The organism is Aestuariivirga sp. (assembly GCF_020252395.1).
Lineage (GTDB): Bacteria > Pseudomonadota > Alphaproteobacteria > Rhizobiales > Aestuariivirgaceae > Aestuariivirga.
The window spans coordinates 1-13,678 of record NZ_JADCDB010000031.1 but is presented as its reverse complement, the minus strand read 5'-3'; the positions used below and the strand labels follow the sequence as shown (position 1 = coordinate 13,678).

At 66.3% G+C, this 13,678-nt stretch carries 14 protein-coding genes; 11 read left to right on the top strand and 3 right to left on the bottom strand.

Features of this window, described 5'->3' with window-relative positions:
• Positions 1-2: 2 nt before the first annotated feature.
• The 7 genes from ugpC (at position 3) to dusA (ending at position 8,401) form a co-directional block, all read left to right on the top strand.
• The gene (gene ugpC, locus IOC82_RS14410) at positions 3-1,115 is read left to right on the top strand and encodes a sn-glycerol-3-phosphate ABC transporter ATP-binding protein UgpC (protein ID WP_290546901.1); all 1,113 of its coding nucleotides are present in this window, start codon (positions 3-5) and stop codon (positions 1,113-1,115) included.
• The gene (locus tag IOC82_RS14405; RefSeq protein WP_290546900.1) at positions 1,112-2,611 is read left to right on the top strand and encodes a GMC family oxidoreductase; all 1,500 of its coding nucleotides are present in this window, start codon (positions 1,112-1,114) and stop codon (positions 2,609-2,611) included. Before ugpC ends, IOC82_RS14405 begins: the two co-directional genes overlap by 4 nt.
• Positions 2,608-3,366 (top strand): 3-ketoacyl-ACP reductase, encoded by a 759-nt coding sequence (locus tag IOC82_RS14400; RefSeq protein WP_290546899.1) that lies wholly within the window; start codon positions 2,608-2,610, stop codon positions 3,364-3,366. Before IOC82_RS14405 ends, IOC82_RS14400 begins: the two co-directional genes overlap by 4 nt.
• A gap of 10 nt (positions 3,367-3,376) precedes the next feature.
• The gene (locus IOC82_RS14395; protein WP_290546898.1) at positions 3,377-4,963 is read left to right on the top strand and encodes an FAD-dependent oxidoreductase; all 1,587 of its coding nucleotides are present in this window, start codon (positions 3,377-3,379) and stop codon (positions 4,961-4,963) included.
• A 3-nt stretch (positions 4,964-4,966) separates the two neighbouring features.
• The gene (locus tag IOC82_RS14390) at positions 4,967-6,130 is read left to right on the top strand and encodes a dihydrodipicolinate synthase family protein (protein ID WP_290546897.1); all 1,164 of its coding nucleotides are present in this window, start codon (positions 4,967-4,969) and stop codon (positions 6,128-6,130) included.
• A gap of 10 nt (positions 6,131-6,140) precedes the next feature.
• Positions 6,141-7,157 carry a LacI family DNA-binding transcriptional regulator gene (locus IOC82_RS14385; RefSeq protein ID WP_290546896.1) on the top strand — a complete coding sequence of 339 codons (1,017 nt, stop codon included), beginning with the start codon at positions 6,141-6,143 and terminating at the stop codon, positions 7,155-7,157.
• Between the two features lie 215 nt (positions 7,158-7,372).
• Positions 7,373-8,401: a tRNA dihydrouridine(20/20a) synthase DusA gene (dusA, locus tag IOC82_RS14380; protein WP_290546895.1), complete on the top strand. Its 1,029-nt coding sequence runs from the start codon at positions 7,373-7,375 to the stop codon at positions 8,399-8,401.
• Here the strand turns inward: dusA and IOC82_RS14375 are convergent.
• Both IOC82_RS14375 and cobS read right to left on the bottom strand, forming a co-directional pair.
• Positions 8,346-8,585, bottom strand: a complete 240-nt coding sequence (locus tag IOC82_RS14375) for a DUF1289 domain-containing protein (RefSeq protein ID WP_290546894.1) — start codon at positions 8,583-8,585, stop codon at positions 8,346-8,348. The two genes, dusA and IOC82_RS14375, sit on opposite strands and share 56 nt — an antisense overlap.
• A 48-nt stretch (positions 8,586-8,633) precedes the next feature.
• The gene (cobS, locus tag IOC82_RS14370) at positions 8,634-9,386 is read right to left on the bottom strand and encodes an adenosylcobinamide-GDP ribazoletransferase (protein ID WP_290547008.1); all 753 of its coding nucleotides are present in this window, start codon (positions 9,384-9,386) and stop codon (positions 8,634-8,636) included.
• A gap of 128 nt (positions 9,387-9,514) precedes the next feature.
• Here cobS and cobT point away from each other — a divergent pair, with 128 nt between their 5' ends.
• The 4 genes from cobT (at position 9,515) to IOC82_RS14350 (ending at position 13,147) form a co-directional block, all read left to right on the top strand.
• A complete protein-coding gene (gene cobT, locus IOC82_RS14365; protein WP_290546893.1) occupies positions 9,515-10,543 on the top strand; it encodes a nicotinate-nucleotide--dimethylbenzimidazole phosphoribosyltransferase in 1,029 nt (342 codons plus the stop codon).
• Between the two features lie 7 nt (positions 10,544-10,550).
• Positions 10,551-11,159 (top strand): uracil-DNA glycosylase family protein, encoded by a 609-nt coding sequence (locus IOC82_RS14360; RefSeq protein WP_290546892.1) that lies wholly within the window; start codon positions 10,551-10,553, stop codon positions 11,157-11,159.
• Positions 11,160-11,227: 68 nt separating this feature from the next.
• Positions 11,228-12,337, top strand: coding sequence for an Mrp/NBP35 family ATP-binding protein (locus IOC82_RS14355; protein ID WP_290546891.1), 1,110 nt, complete (start codon positions 11,228-11,230; stop codon positions 12,335-12,337).
• A 99-nt stretch (positions 12,338-12,436) separates the two neighbouring features.
• Complete coding sequence (locus IOC82_RS14350; RefSeq protein ID WP_290546890.1) at positions 12,437-13,147, top strand: hypothetical protein; 711 nt, start codon at positions 12,437-12,439, stop codon at positions 13,145-13,147.
• Between the two features lie 100 nt (positions 13,148-13,247).
• Here the strand turns inward: IOC82_RS14350 and IOC82_RS14345 are convergent, their stop codons facing one another.
• Positions 13,248-13,415, bottom strand: a complete 168-nt coding sequence (locus IOC82_RS14345; protein WP_290546889.1) for a hypothetical protein — start codon at positions 13,413-13,415, stop codon at positions 13,248-13,250.
• Positions 13,416-13,678: the final 263 nt, after the last annotated feature.

Genomic DNA, 13,678 nt, shown 5'->3' with positions numbered 1-13,678 from the left:
TCATGGGCTTTCTCGATATCCGCAACGTCACCAAGACCTATGGCAATGTGGAGGTGCTGCACGAGGTCGATATTGAGGTGGAGGAGGGCGAGTTCCTGGTGCTCGTCGGCCCCTCGGGCTGCGGCAAGTCCACGCTGCTCAACATGATTGCGGGGCTCGAGTCCATCACTTCGGGCGATATCGCCATCCGCGGCCGGCAGATGAATGGCGTGCATCCCTCGAAGCGCAACATCGCCATGGTGTTCCAGAGCTACGCGCTCTACCCCAACATGACGGTGGCGCAGAACATCACCTTCGGCCTCGAGATGCATGGCGTGCCGAAGCCGGAGCGTGATAAGGCGCTGGCCGAGGTGGCGAAGCTCTTGCAGATCGACCATCTGCTGGCGCGAAAGCCCGGCCAGCTGTCGGGCGGCCAGCGCCAGCGCGTCGCCATGGGCCGCGCCCTGGTGCGCAATCCGGACGTCTTCCTGTTCGACGAGCCGCTGTCCAACCTCGACGCCAAGCTGCGCGTCGACATGCGCACCGAAATCAAGAAGTTGCACCACAAGCTCAAGACCACCATCGTCTACGTCACGCATGACCAGATCGAGGCGATGACGCTCTCCACACGCATTGCCGTCATGTACAAGGGCTATGTGCAGCAACTCGGCACGCCGAAAGAAATCTACGATCAGCCCGCCAACCTCTTCGTCGCCACCTTCATGGGGTCGCCCGCCATGAACGTCCTGCCCGCCACGGTGGTGATGGAGAATGGCGCGGCCCATGCCGCGATAACCGATGCCGAGGGCGCTTCCCAGCGGCTGCGCTTCAGCCAGCAGGGCATGGCGCAATGGATGGGCCGCAAGGTGCTGCTCGGCATCAGGCCTGAAGCTATCACCGACCCGGAAGGGGCGGACCGGAAGTCCGGCAACATCCAGCATCTGCGCAACCGGGTGACGGTGACGGAGCCCGCCGGCTCCGACACCTTCGTCACCATGACGCTCTCGGGCAAGGACGTGATCGCCCGCATGCGCGCGGATGCCAATGTCGTGCCGGGCCAGGTCTTCGACTTCGCCGTCAACATGGACAAGGCCGTCGCCTTCGACCCGGAGACCGAAGCCCGGATCCCGGCATGACATTGCCCGACGTCATCGTCATCGGCTCCGGCATGGGCGGGGCGACACTCGCCGCTGCTCTGGCGCCCACGGGCCGGCGCATCCTCATCCTCGAGCGCGGCGATCGCCTGCGCCCCACTGCGGCTGACCGCGACGACGAGGCGATCTTCGGCCGCGGTCACTTCCGGCCGGATGACGAGTGGCTCGATGGCGATGGCCGGCCCTTCAACCCCGGCAATTACTATAACGTGGGCGGCAATTCCAAGTTCTATGGCGCGGTGCTGATCCGCTACCGGGCGGAGGACTTCCGCCCCATCCGCCACATGGGCGGCATGACGGAGGGATGGCCTCTCTCCTACGATGATCTCGAACCCTTCTACCAGCGCGCGGAGGAGCTGTTCCAGGTGCGCGGCCAGTTGGGCGAGGACCCCACCGAGCCGCCGCATTCCGGCTCCTATCCCTTTCCGCCAGTGCCGGACGAACCACCGATTGCAGGCTTGCGCCGGCGCCTCAAGGCGGCGGGGCTTCACCCCGCGTCGTTGCCGCTGGCAGTCGATCTGCCGCGCTGGCTCGAGCATGGCCGCACCACATGGGACGCTTTCCCCGACACTTGCGGCGGCAAGCTCGATGCCGAAACGGCAGCCCTGGCCACCGCGCTGAAACACCCCAATGTCACGCTTTTCACCAACACCCGCGCCACACGCCTCGTCTGCGGCAAGGACAACCGGATCACCGCGGTGGAGATCATGCGCAACGGCCAAGCGGAAAGCCTTGAGGCACCGTTCATCGTTCTGGCGGCAGGCGCCGTGCAGTCAGCCGTGCTGCTTCTCGCCTCGGCCGATGCGTCTCACCCTGCAGGCCTCGCCAATGGCTCTGGCCAGCTCGGCCGCAACTTCATGAACCATAATTGCTCCGCCGTGCTGGCGCTGCACCCCCTCCGCCGTAATGATTGCGTCTACCAGAAGACGCTGCAGGTGAATGACTTCTATTTCACCGGTGGCCCCGGCGGTGAGCCCCTGGGCAATATCCAGCTCCTCGGCAAGATCAGCGGAACGATCCTCGCCTCGGGCGCGCCCGTGCCGCGCCTGTTGGCGGGCTGGCTGGCGCGGCGCTCCATCGATCTCTATGCGATGTCGGAAGACCTGCCCAATCCCGAAAGCCGGGTCAGCCTGCGCAATGGCCGCATCGTGCTCGACTGGAAGCGCTCCAACTGGCAGGCGCATGAGCTGCTGGTGGCGAAGCTGAAAGACGTGCTGCGCAAGGCGGGCTATCCGCTCGTGCTGTCCCGCGCCTTCGACCGGCGGACCCCCAGCCACCAATGCGGCACGGCGCGCATGGGGCACGATCCGCGCCACAGCGTGGCCGATCCCTTCTGCCGCACCCATGATCACCCGAACCTGTTCATCACCGATGCGTCGGTGCTGCCCACCTCAGCCGCCGTCAACCCTTCGCTCACCGTCGCGGCGCTGGCCCTGCGCGCCGGCCGCCACATCGCGGAGCGGGAGTTCGCCCCATGAGCGGTGTTGCCCTCATCACCGGCGGCCAGCAGGGCATCGGGCTTGGCATTGCCCGTGCGCTCGTTGGCGCGGGCTTCCGCGTGGCGCTCGCCGCCGAACGTGGGGCCGATGCGCCCGAAGTGGCCGCGGCCTTGGCGGAGCTTGGGTCCCAGGCTTCCTATTTCACCCATGACATTCGCAACATCGATGCGGCGCCGGCCCTGCTTGATGGCGTCACGGCGCGGCTCGGCCCCGTCACCACGCTCGTCTCAAATGCCGGCGTGCCGGCACGTCTGCGCGGCGACATGCTGGCGCTGACGCCGGAGAATTTCGACCATGTGATGAACATCAACCTGCGCGGCGGCTTCTTCCTCGCCCAGCAAGTGGCGCGGCGCATGCTGCAGGCGCCGCCGGGGCCCTATCGTGCGCTGATCTTCATCACCTCCGTCAGCGCCGCCATGGCCTCTGTGGAGCGCGCCGAATACTGCATCTCCAAGGCGGGTGCAGCGATGATGACGCAGCTCTTCGCGCTGCGCCTGGCGGGCGAGGGCATCGGCGTCTTCGAGATCCGCCCCGGAATCATCGCCACGGACATGACGGCGGGCGTGCGCGAGGCCTATACCCAGCGCATCACCGGCGGCCTCGTTCCGGCGGGGCGCTGGGGCGAGCCCGCCGACATCGGCGCGGTGGTCGTGCCCATGGCCACCGGCCAGATGGCTTTTGCCAACGGCGCCGCCGTCCCGGTGGATGGCGGCCTGTCCCTTGCGCGCTTGTGACGGGGCTTCGATGAGCGGGAATTATGATTACGTAATCGTGGGGGGCGGCTCGGCAGGCTCGGTCCTCGCCGCGCGCCTGTCGGAGGATCAGGGCATCCGCGTGCTGCTGCTCGAGGCGGGCCCGCGTGACTGGCATCCCTTCTATCACATCCCCGCGGGCTTCGCGAAAATGACCAAGGGCATCGGCAGCTGGGGCTGGCACACCGTGCCGCAGCGCCACATGAACAACATGGTCATCCGCTACACCCAGGCCCGCGTGCTGGGCGGCGGCTCCACCATCAATGCCCAGATCTACACGCGCGGCAATGCGCTGGACTATGACGAATGGCGCCAGGCCGGCTGCACCGGCTGGTCTTACGAGGACGTGCTGCCCTATTTCCGCAAGGCGGAAGATAATGACAGCTGGGACAACCGCTATCACGGCAAGGGCGGTCCCCTGGGGGTCAGCCGCCCGGCGGCGCCCCTTCCCATCTGCGAGGCCTATTTCGCCGCTGCCGCCGAGCTCGGCATTCCCCGCAACATGGACATGACGGGTGAGCGCCAGGACGGCGTTGGCTATTACCAGCTCACCCAGCGCAATGTGCGGCGCTCCTCCGCCGCGATTGCCTATCTCAACCCGGCGCGCAGCCTGCCCAACCTCACCATCCGCACCGGAGCGCAGGTGCTGCGCATCGTGGTGGAAAAGGGCAGGGCCGCCGGAGTCGAAACGGCGGCGGACGGCCTCATCCGGGCGGAGCGCGAGGTGATCCTCTCCTCCGGCGCCATCGGCAGCCCGCGCCTCTTGATGCTGTCAGGGATCGGCCCCGCCGATCACCTGCGCGGGCTGGGCCTGCCAGTGGTGTTCGACCAGCCGGCGGTTGGCGCCAATCTGCAGGACCACATCGACCTCTTCGTCATCGCCGAATGCACCGGCCCCCACACCTATGACCGTTATGCGAAGCCCATGCGGTCGGCGCTGGCGGGCCTGCGGTATCTGCTCACCCGCAAGGGTCCGGTGGCCTCGAGCCTCTTCGAAACCGGCGGCTTCTGGTACGCCGATTCCAACGCCCGCTCGCCCGACATCCAGCTGCACTTGGGGCTGGGCTCCGGCATCGAGGCTGGTGTAGCCGCCATGCCGGATGGCGGCGTTACACTCAACTCCGCCTATCTGCGCCCGCGCTCGCGCGGCAGCGTGCGGCTCGCCTCCGCCGACCCGCTGGCCGCACCCCTGATCGATCCCAACTACTGGGCCGACCCGCATGACCGCGAGATGTCGATCCGCGGCCTCAAGCTGGCGCAGGAGATCATGCGCCAGAACGCGCTCAAGCCCTTCGTCAAGGCGGAGCGCCTGCCGGGGCCGGAGGTGAAGACCGGGCAGGATTATTTCGACTATGCCTGCCGCCACGCCAAGACCGACCATCACCCCGCCGGCACCTGCCGCATGGGGGTTGACCCCGCCGCGGTGGTCGATCCCACGCTGCGCTTCAACGGCATCGCGGCGCTGCGCGTGGCGGATGCCTCGATCATGCCCACAGTCGTGTCCTCCAACACCAATGCCGCCACCATCATGATTGCGGAAAAGGCCGCGGACATGATCCGCGCCAGCCAGGGGGTCTGACCCATGCTCACGCTTCCCACCGAAGACCACAGGCTTGAAGCCTACCGCCTGCGTGGCAAGCCTTTGGCGCCGCGCGCACCGGCGATCCCGCTCACCCGCACGGCCTTCGCCGCCGCCCATGTCGTGTCTGACCCACTGCGCGAGCGCAACCCGTGGGACACGCGCCCCGCGGTGGACTGGGATGCGACACTCGCCTTCCGTATCGGATTGTGGGACCAGGGCCTGGGCCTCGCCGAGGCGATGGATACTGCCCAGCGCGGCATGGGCCTTGACTGGTTGACCGCCAAGGAACTGATCGAGCGCACCATGGCGTCAGCGAAGACGCACCCGATGAAGCCGCGCGTCGCCTGCGGCGCCGGAACCGATCACCTTCCGCTGCCGGAACTGCGCGATGCCGCGGCCATCTCCGCCGCCTATGAGACGCAGGCCGCCGCCATCGAGAAGGCGGGTGGCCAGCTCATCCTCATGGCGAGCCGCGCCTTCCCCGCAATATCCGCGCCGCCTCAAACCTATGCCTCTGTCTACCGCCGCCTCATCGACGGCGCGCGCGAGCCCGTCATCCTGCACTGGCTGGGCGGCATGTTCGATCCGGCTTTGAATGGCTACTGGGGTTCCGCCAGCGTCGAAGCCGCTTCGGACTTCGTGCTGGAGCTCATCGCCGCGAACCCTTCGAAGGTCGACGGCATCAAGATCTCGCTGCTCGACCAGGCGCATGAGGAAGGCTTCCGCGCGCGGCTTCCGGCCGGCGTCAGGCTCTATACGGGGGACGACTTCAACTATGCGGCGCTGATCGCCGGCGACGGCCGCCACCACTCCCACGCGCTGCTCGGCATCTTCGCTGCCATTGCGCCCGCCGCCGCGCAGGCACTGGAGGCGCTGGCCCGCAACGATATGGCCACCTACCATGCGCTGCTCGCGCCCACCGTGCCCCTGTCGCGCGAGATCTTCCGTGCGCCCACCCGCTTCTACAAGGCGGGCATCGCCTTCCTGTCATGGCTCAACGGGTATCAGCGGCACTTCATCATGCCCGCCGGATTCCAGTCGAGCCGCGATATCACGCATTATGCCGCGGTGTTCCGCCTCGCCGATGCCGCAGGCTTGCTGACGAAGCCCGATCTCGCGGTCGAGCGGATGAAACTCCTGCTCGCGCTTCACGGCATCGGCTGACCCCACCGCCATGGACCGCAGGCCCACCATCATCGACGTGGCGCGCGAGGCAGGGGTCTCCAAATCGACGGTGAGCCTCGTTCTGCAGAACAGCCCCAGCGTGCGCGCCGAAACACGCGCCGGGGTGCGCGCCGCCATGGCGCGGCTCGGCTATGTCTATAACCGCTCCGCCGCGATGATGCGCTCGTCCAGCGCCGGGCTTATCGGCCTCGTCATCAACGACCTGCGCAATCCCTTCTTCACCGAATTTGCAACCTCGGTGCAGATGGCGCTCTCTGCGCGCGGCTTTGCCACCGTCGTCGCCAACACCGCGGAAAGTCCGGAGCTGCAGGCCCAGGTCATCGCCGCCATGATCGAGCACGGCGTCGCGGCGCTCATCATCTCGCCCGCCTATGGCGGCGATGGCGCTTGTTTCGAGGCGCTGTTGCGCGCTGGCGTTCCCGCCATGCAGGTGCTGCGCAAGGTCGATGACAGGACCGGCCGCTTCCCCTTCGCCGCGCCGGATTATGTGGCGGGCGGGCGGCTCGCCGTCCGGCATCTCTTGGCTGAGGGCTGCCGCCGCATTGCCTTCGCCGGCGGCGTAGCGGAGCGCGGCGTCACCAGGGAGCGCATGGCGGGTTACATTGCCGAACTTGCCGGCGCGGGGCACGCGCCGCTGCTGGTGCCGGGCCGCGCCACCCGCGCCTTCGGGCGCGAGACGGCGCGCTTCCTGCTGCGCGAACACCCGGATGTCGATGGCGCGATCTGCTTCAACGATCTCGTGGCGCTCGGCATGATCGCGGGATTTGCCGAAGCAGGCCAGGCCGTCGGCGCCGCCTTTCGCATCGTCGGGTTCGACGGCATCGAGGAATCGGCCCAGTCCTACCCCGCCCTTACCTCGGTCGGCTGCGATATCGCGGCCTTCGGCGTGCGCATCGCCGCCACCGTGCTTGACTGGATGCAAGAGGGCAAGGCGCCGCCTCCCGAACTGCGCACCCCCGTCGAGCTCCTCGTCCGCGCCTCCAGCCACACCCCCGGCCCGTCCTGAAACGCCGCGCAGCCCAGCGCAACGGGCCCTCAAGTGCATCCGCACTTGAGGGCGTAAAGTTGCGCCAGCTTTTGACTCTGGAGCATCTTTCGCTTCGCAAGCGATTCCACTTGCCCGCACGATGCTCCAGGGCAGAATCCAATAGGTGCGGCCCGAAGTTTTCGCTAGAAGCCGCCTGCGATCGCGGTCTTCCCCGCGGCCAGAGTTGTACCACCTTGAACGACACCGCAAGAACCTTCTCCGTGGCCCCGATGATGGACTGGACAGACCGGCACTGCCGCGTCTTCCACCGTCAGATGACGAAGCGCGCGCTGCTTTACACCGAAATGGTTACCGCTCAGGCGATCCGCCACGGCGACCGCGGGCGCCTGCTTGGTTTCGACTCGCTGGAACAGCCCGTCGCCCTGCAGATCGGGGGTAGCGATCCGACACTTCTGGCCGAGGCCGCGAAGTGGGGCGAGGACTATGGCTATTGTGAAATCAATCTGAATGTCGGCTGCCCTTCCGGCCGGGTCCAGACCGGCCGTTTCGGCGCCTGCCTGATGGCCGAACCGGCGCTGGTCCGCGACTGTCTGGGCGCCATGCGGCAGGCGGTGAAGGTTCCCGTCACCATCAAGTGCCGCATCGGCATCGATGACCAGGACGAGGAAGACGATTTCACGAACTTTGTGGAGACGGTGATGCAGTCCGGCGTCACGACCTTCATCGTCCATGCGCGCAAGGCCTGGTTGAAGGGACTATCGCCGAAGGAGAACCGCGAAGTGCCGCCGCTCAACTACCGGCGTGTCTACGGCATCAAGCAAAAGCATGCCAAGATCAACGTCGTCATCAACGGCGGAATCAACACCATTGACGATGCTCTGGAGCATCTGAAACACGTCGACGGCGTCATGCTGGGGCGTGCGGCCTACAACACGCCGTGGCTGTTGTCCGGGGTCGACAGCCGCATCTTCGGGGAGGTGCGTGAGATCGCCGATCCGCTGGACGTTGTCGAGCGGATGAAACACTATATTTCCAGGGAGTTGGCGAAAGGCGTCTGGCTGCAGAACATCACCCGCCATATGCTGGGGCTGTTCCACGGCATGCCCGGCGGCCGGCTGTGGCGGCGCGTTTTGTCGGAACAGGCGCCGAAGCCTGGCGCCGGCATCGAAGTCCTTGAAAAGGCTGCGAAAGAAGTTGCGGATCGGATCAACCGGCCTGCAACCGGCCTGCCCGCCCCCCGCGGCGCGTCTTGCGTTTCGTAAGCCTTTGAACCCGCTCGGGAAGTTCCGCCATCACGAGGCGCCGTTCGTCCGCCGTCATGCCCAGCCAGCGGCCGATCTCCATCCGCGTCCGGCCGCAGCCGATGCAGAGGCCCGTCTCCGGATCGACAACGCAGATCTTGACGCAAGGCGTCTCAATGGCGGGCTGGTAGGGTGCGTTCATCATCTTAGATATAATGCTGCCCATTGAGAAAGCTTGTTCAAAAACGGCAGTTTATCGAAATGCCACGGCGGCGGCATAAACCGCCAGCATGGCCGTTTCCGACATCACCTGTCCCGCCCCGCAGACGTCTCCGGTATGGCCGCCGATCTTGCGGATGGCCAGCGAGCGCAGCATTTCCTGCGCCACGCCGGCCGCCACCAGCGCCAGCACTCCAGCCTCCAGCGAGAACACATAGCTGCCGGTCAGCCCCGCTGCCAGGCCGCCGATCGCTAGCGCCAGCAGCGTGAGATTGCGCGAAGGCTGCCCCGCCGTTGCGGAAAGTCCGGCGTGACGGGCAGGCCTGGTGGCCCAGATGAGGTCCACCATTAGGGCGCGCGAGAAGGCGGCGGCCCCGGCCAAGAGCAGAATGATAGCGGCCGGGCTCAGCACGAGTAGTGCTGCAAGCAGCGCGGCGCGCCCGATGACGGCAATGATCAGAGTCAGCGTGCCGAACGTGCCGATGCGGCTATCCTTCATGATTTCAAGGCGTTGCTCGCGGGTATTGCCGCCGCCGAAACCATCCGCCACGTCGGCGAGGCCATCCTCATGGAAGGCGCCGGTGATCATCGCCGCGATGGCCAGCGCGAGGAGCGCGCAGAACAGGTCGGGCAGCCGGGCGAGATGGGCCAGCACCAGGGCGACGCCTGTAATCGATCCCACCACCGCGCCCACGAGGGGGAATGCCCACATCGCATCCCTGAGCGGTGGTGGATCAACCGTTTTCACAAACGGCACCGGCATGCGGGTGAGGAAGCGCAACGCCATCAGGAACGAGCCGAAGGGCCGGATCCGCCCCCGGTGTGCGCTGCGAGGCTCGAACCCGTCGCTCATGTTCTATGGCAGTCCTAAACCTTGGTGTGATATGCGCTAAAAAATAGGAGACTTCTCTATAAATGACAAATGCCGCCTCGGGGTTGCCGTTTGATGACATCCGCAAGCTGGTGGCGGAGTTGCCCGGCCCCGACCAAGACGCCGTGGCGGCCTGTCGCGCCCGCGAGGGCCAGCTGACGAAGCCACCCGGCGCTCTGGGGCGGCTCGAAAACCTGACAGAATGGCTCTGCGCCTGGCAGGCGCAGCATCCGCCGAAAGCTGAGCGTGTTGTGGTTGCTGTCTTTGCAGGAAACCATGGTGTTGTTGCACAAAATGTTGCTGCCTACCCGCAGGAAGTGACAACCCAGATGGTTGCCAATTTCCAGAACAACGGCGCCGCCGTGAACCAGATCTGCAAGAGCTTCGACCTCGGGCTCAAGGTGTTCGAACTTGCTCTCGAGAAGCCGACCCGCGACATCACGGAGGACGCCGCCCTAGAGGAGGCGGAATGCGCCGCCACCATGGCCTATGGCATGGAAGCAACCGAGGGTTGCGACATCCTTTGCATTGGCGAGATGGGAATCGGCAACACGACGATCGCGGCGGCGATCTGCCATGGCCTGTTCGGGGCTGAGCCGCGGGACTGGGTGGGGCCCGGCACGGGTGTCGACTCGAAAGGTGTGGAACGCAAGGCGGATGCAATCCGCCGCGCGGTGGCGCTGCACAGGGCGCACCTGAAGGACCCGCTCGAGGTGCTGCGCCGGTTGGGCGGGCGGGAGCTGGCCGCCATGGCTGGCGCGGTGCTGGCGGCCAGGCTGCAGCGCATTCCCGTTGTCCTCGACGGTTATGTGGCAACCGCCGCGGCGGCCGTGCTCTTCGCCATGCGGCCCGATGCGCTGGAGCATTGCGTGGCGGGGCACCTCTCGGCGGAGCCCGCACATCGCCGGCTGCTCGACAAGCTTGGCCTGAAGCCGATCCTCGAACTCGGCATGCGGCTGGGCGAGGGCTCGGGCGCCGCGATGGCGGCGGGAATCTTGAAGACCGCTGCGAACCTGCATAACGGCATGGCCACCTTCGTCTCGGCCGGCGTAAGCAACAAGCAAGAGGAGTGAGGGCGGCATGGACCTTGATGAGCTTCTGGCCGGGGTCCATGCCTGCCGCATCTGCGCGGATGCCGCGAAGCCCCTGCCGCATGCGCCGCGGCCGGTGCTGCAGCCGGGACGGCAAGCCCGCATTCTGATTGCGGGGCAGGCCCCGGGTGTCAGGGTGCATGCCTCGGGCAAGCCCTTCACCGACCCGTCCGGCGTGAGGCTCCGCGCGTGGCTGGGGGTCGCCGAGGCGACATTCTATGACCCGCGCCAAGTGGCGATCCTGCCGATGGGCTTCTGTTTTCCCGGCCTTGATGCCAAGGGATCCGATCTGCCGCCACGGCCCGAATGCTCCCCGGCCTGGCGGGCGCCGCTGATGGCGGAGATGCCGGAGATCGAACTGGTGGTCTGCCTCGGCGCTTATGCAATGCGCTGGCACATGCGGGATGCCTGGCCCGGCTCGGTGGATGCGGCCGTGAAGACCTGGCGCGCGGGACTGAAACTCACGCCACCCGTCATTGCGCTGCCGCACCCCTCGTGGCGGAACAGCGGCTGGCTGAAGCGGAACCCGTGGTTCGCGGCGGAACTCGTGCCCGAACTGCGCACCCGCGTTGCGCGGCTTCTTGGCCCACCGGCTTGAAGCCCCCTCCGCCCCGGCCTAGATGAGCCGGGAGAGAAGATCTTGAAGCAGATGGGATTCGGAAGCACATGGCCACTGTCACACAGGACGACGTCCTCTCGGTTCTGAGGCGCATCGCCGCTCCCGATGGGCGTGGCAACGTCGTCTCCGCAGGCCTCGTGTCCGGCATCGCCATCCAGGGCGGCACGGTGATGTTCGCGCTCACCACCAGCCCGCAACACGCGAAGACCATGGAGAGCCTCCGGGGCGCCGTGGAGAAGGCGGTGCTGGGCATCAAGGGAGTCGACAAAGCGATGGTGGCGCTGACGGCGGAGCGCGGCCCGCAGCAGGGTGGCCTGCCCCAGCCGCAGGGCCAGCGCGGCAGTGGGATTCCCGGCATCAAGCATCTGATTGCGGTGGCCTCCGGCAAGGGCGGCGTGGGCAAGTCCACGACGGCCGTCAATCTTGCACTCGCCCTGACGTCGCTCAACCTCAAGGTGGCGGTGCTCGATGCCGACGTCTATGGCCCCTCGATCCCCAAGCTTTTCGGCCTCACCGGCAAGCCGGAGCCGTCGGAGGCCGCGGGCAAGAAGATGAAGCCGATGACGCGCTATGGTGTGGAGGTGATGTCGATCGGCTTTCTGGTGCCGGAGGACACCCCGATGATCTGGCGGGGGCCGATGGTAATGTCAGCGCTGACGCAGTTGCTGCGCGAAACGGAGTGGGGCGAGGCCGACGTGATGGTGATCGACATGCCGCCCGGCACTGGCGACGTGCAGCTTACCCTCGCGCAGCAGACGCCGCTCTCCGGCGCGGTGATCGTGTCGACCCCGCAGGACCTGGCCCTGATAGACGCCCGCAAGGGCCTCAACATGTTCGCCAAGGTGAATGTGCCGGTGATCGGCATCGTCGAGAACATGAGCTATTTCAACTGCACCAAGTGCGGCGAGCGCCATGAGATCTTCGGCCATGGCGGCGCGAAGGAGGAGGCGAGCCGCATCGGCGCGCCCTTCCTCGGCGAGATCCCGCTCGACACCGATGTGCGGCGGCGCTCCGACTCAGGCGAGCCCATTGTGGCGACGCAGCCCGGAGCGCTGCACACGGCGCTTTACCGCAACGTGGCGCGTCAGGTCTGGGCAAGCCTCGAGGGTGGACAGCTGGGCCGCCCGGCGCCGCGCATCGTGGTGGATGGCCAATAGTTGCGTCACGACCCGGCTTGAGAAAAAATTAACTGTGCTGGCGCTGTTTATGCAGAAGGTTACGCGGCGGGCGAATCGATTGAGCCCGGGGAGGGTATGATGGCAAAGCTGATGTGGATCTGCGGCATCCTGCTGGGCGCGTCGAGCCTCGCCCTTGGCATCGTCCTCTTCGCTTCGGGGGTGCGCCCTGGCGGCATCGACATCCAGACCGCCGCTATCCTGCTGGTCGGCGGCGTGCTGGCGCTCGGCCTCGGCAGCGTAATCGACGGCCAGGCCGCGGCTCTCAACCGGCCGCCCAGTTCCGAAACGGTGAGCCCCGCCAAGACGCCGATCCCCGAATTCGACCCCCGCGGCAGCAAGACCGCGGCATCGCCTGAGGCCTCTGCCGCCGCCGCTGCCGTCAGTGTCGAGGACGAGGTTTCGCGCCCAACGAGGGACACAATCCAGGCCCTCGAACAGGCGCGCCAGAGGATCGAGCAGTCCTTCGACGACCGGTCCTCGCCGGCCAACTTCATTCGCATGCCGCAGGAGCCGGACTCGAGTGCTTTGGCTGTTGTTGGGGAATCGGTTGTGAAAGAGCAGGCCCCTGCCGAGGAAGAGACCGCCAGCGAGGAGGAAGCCGCCGCCGAGGATGAGGTGATGGAAGAGGGCCAGCTCTATGTGGTGGAAGAGCGGATCATCCGCCGCCATCCGGCACGCATCCTGTCCGATGGCACGGTGGAGGCGGAAACGGCCGAAGGCTGGATGCGCTTCGAAAACCTCGAGCACCTCGACGAATATCTCGACGCCATGGAGCCGGCGCGCGGCTAACTTGCTGCAGTCCACCAGCTTGGCATGACATCGTGCACGTTGTCTGCGGCAGCTGAAGCAGAGAAGTGGGCGGATTGAGTTCACCTGAACGGCCGTTGCTCTACCCGGCTTTGGGCGCGCTGGGCATCAGCTCGTAAGGGTGTTTCCAGCCGGGCAGGGCCTCAACCCGCTCCATCCATGATCCGATATTGGCAAAGGCATTGAGCGGCACGGAGAGTACATCGCCGTGGAAGCGATAGCCCATCATCGACAGGTCGGCGATGGTCATGCGCTTGCCGGTGATGAATGGCTTGCCGGCGGAATGACGGCCGACGATCCTCAGGGCGTTGAGGGCGCGAGCGCGGAGGAACTCGGTGACCGGAGTTTTGCCGGTCTGGGCAAAGCGGATCAGCTAGAGCATTTTCACGCTTAGCGGAATCGCGGATTTTCTTAGGGCCTGTTTGGTGATTCAGTGTTCATGTTGATTCGGCATGGAGACCTGCGATGGGAGTTGCCTATTCTCAAGATCTGCGTGAACGTGTTCTGAGCGTC

What these genes read in the sequence shown, in the direction of transcription:
- ugpC (WP_290546901.1), top strand. Translation starts at nt 3, where the DNA reads ATGGGCTTTCTCGATATCCGCAACGTCACCAAGACCTATGGCAATGTG.
- IOC82_RS14405 (WP_290546900.1), top strand. Translation starts at nt 1,112, where the DNA reads ATGACATTGCCCGACGTCATCGTCATCGGCTCCGGCATGGGCGGGGCG.
- IOC82_RS14400 (WP_290546899.1), top strand. Translation starts at nt 2,608, where the DNA reads ATGAGCGGTGTTGCCCTCATCACCGGCGGCCAGCAGGGCATCGGGCTT.
- IOC82_RS14395 (WP_290546898.1), top strand. Translation starts at nt 3,377, where the DNA reads ATGAGCGGGAATTATGATTACGTAATCGTGGGGGGCGGCTCGGCAGGC.
- IOC82_RS14390 (WP_290546897.1), top strand. Translation starts at nt 4,967, where the DNA reads ATGCTCACGCTTCCCACCGAAGACCACAGGCTTGAAGCCTACCGCCTG.
- IOC82_RS14385 (WP_290546896.1), top strand. Translation starts at nt 6,141, where the DNA reads ATGGACCGCAGGCCCACCATCATCGACGTGGCGCGCGAGGCAGGGGTC.
- IOC82_RS14375 (WP_290546894.1), bottom strand. Translation starts at nt 8,585, where the DNA reads ATGATGAACGCACCCTACCAGCCCGCCATTGAGACGCCTTGCGTCAAG.
- cobS (WP_290547008.1), bottom strand. Translation starts at nt 9,386, where the DNA reads ATGGCGTTGCGCTTCCTCACCCGCATGCCGGTGCCGTTTGTGAAAACG.
- cobT (WP_290546893.1), top strand. Translation starts at nt 9,515, where the DNA reads ATGACAAATGCCGCCTCGGGGTTGCCGTTTGATGACATCCGCAAGCTG.
- IOC82_RS14360 (WP_290546892.1), top strand. Translation starts at nt 10,551, where the DNA reads ATGGACCTTGATGAGCTTCTGGCCGGGGTCCATGCCTGCCGCATCTGC.
- IOC82_RS14355 (WP_290546891.1), top strand. Translation starts at nt 11,228, where the DNA reads ATGGCCACTGTCACACAGGACGACGTCCTCTCGGTTCTGAGGCGCATC.
- IOC82_RS14350 (WP_290546890.1), top strand. Translation starts at nt 12,437, where the DNA reads ATGGCAAAGCTGATGTGGATCTGCGGCATCCTGCTGGGCGCGTCGAGC.
- IOC82_RS14345 (WP_290546889.1), bottom strand. Translation starts at nt 13,415, where the DNA reads ATGACCATCGCCGACCTGTCGATGATGGGCTATCGCTTCCACGGCGAT.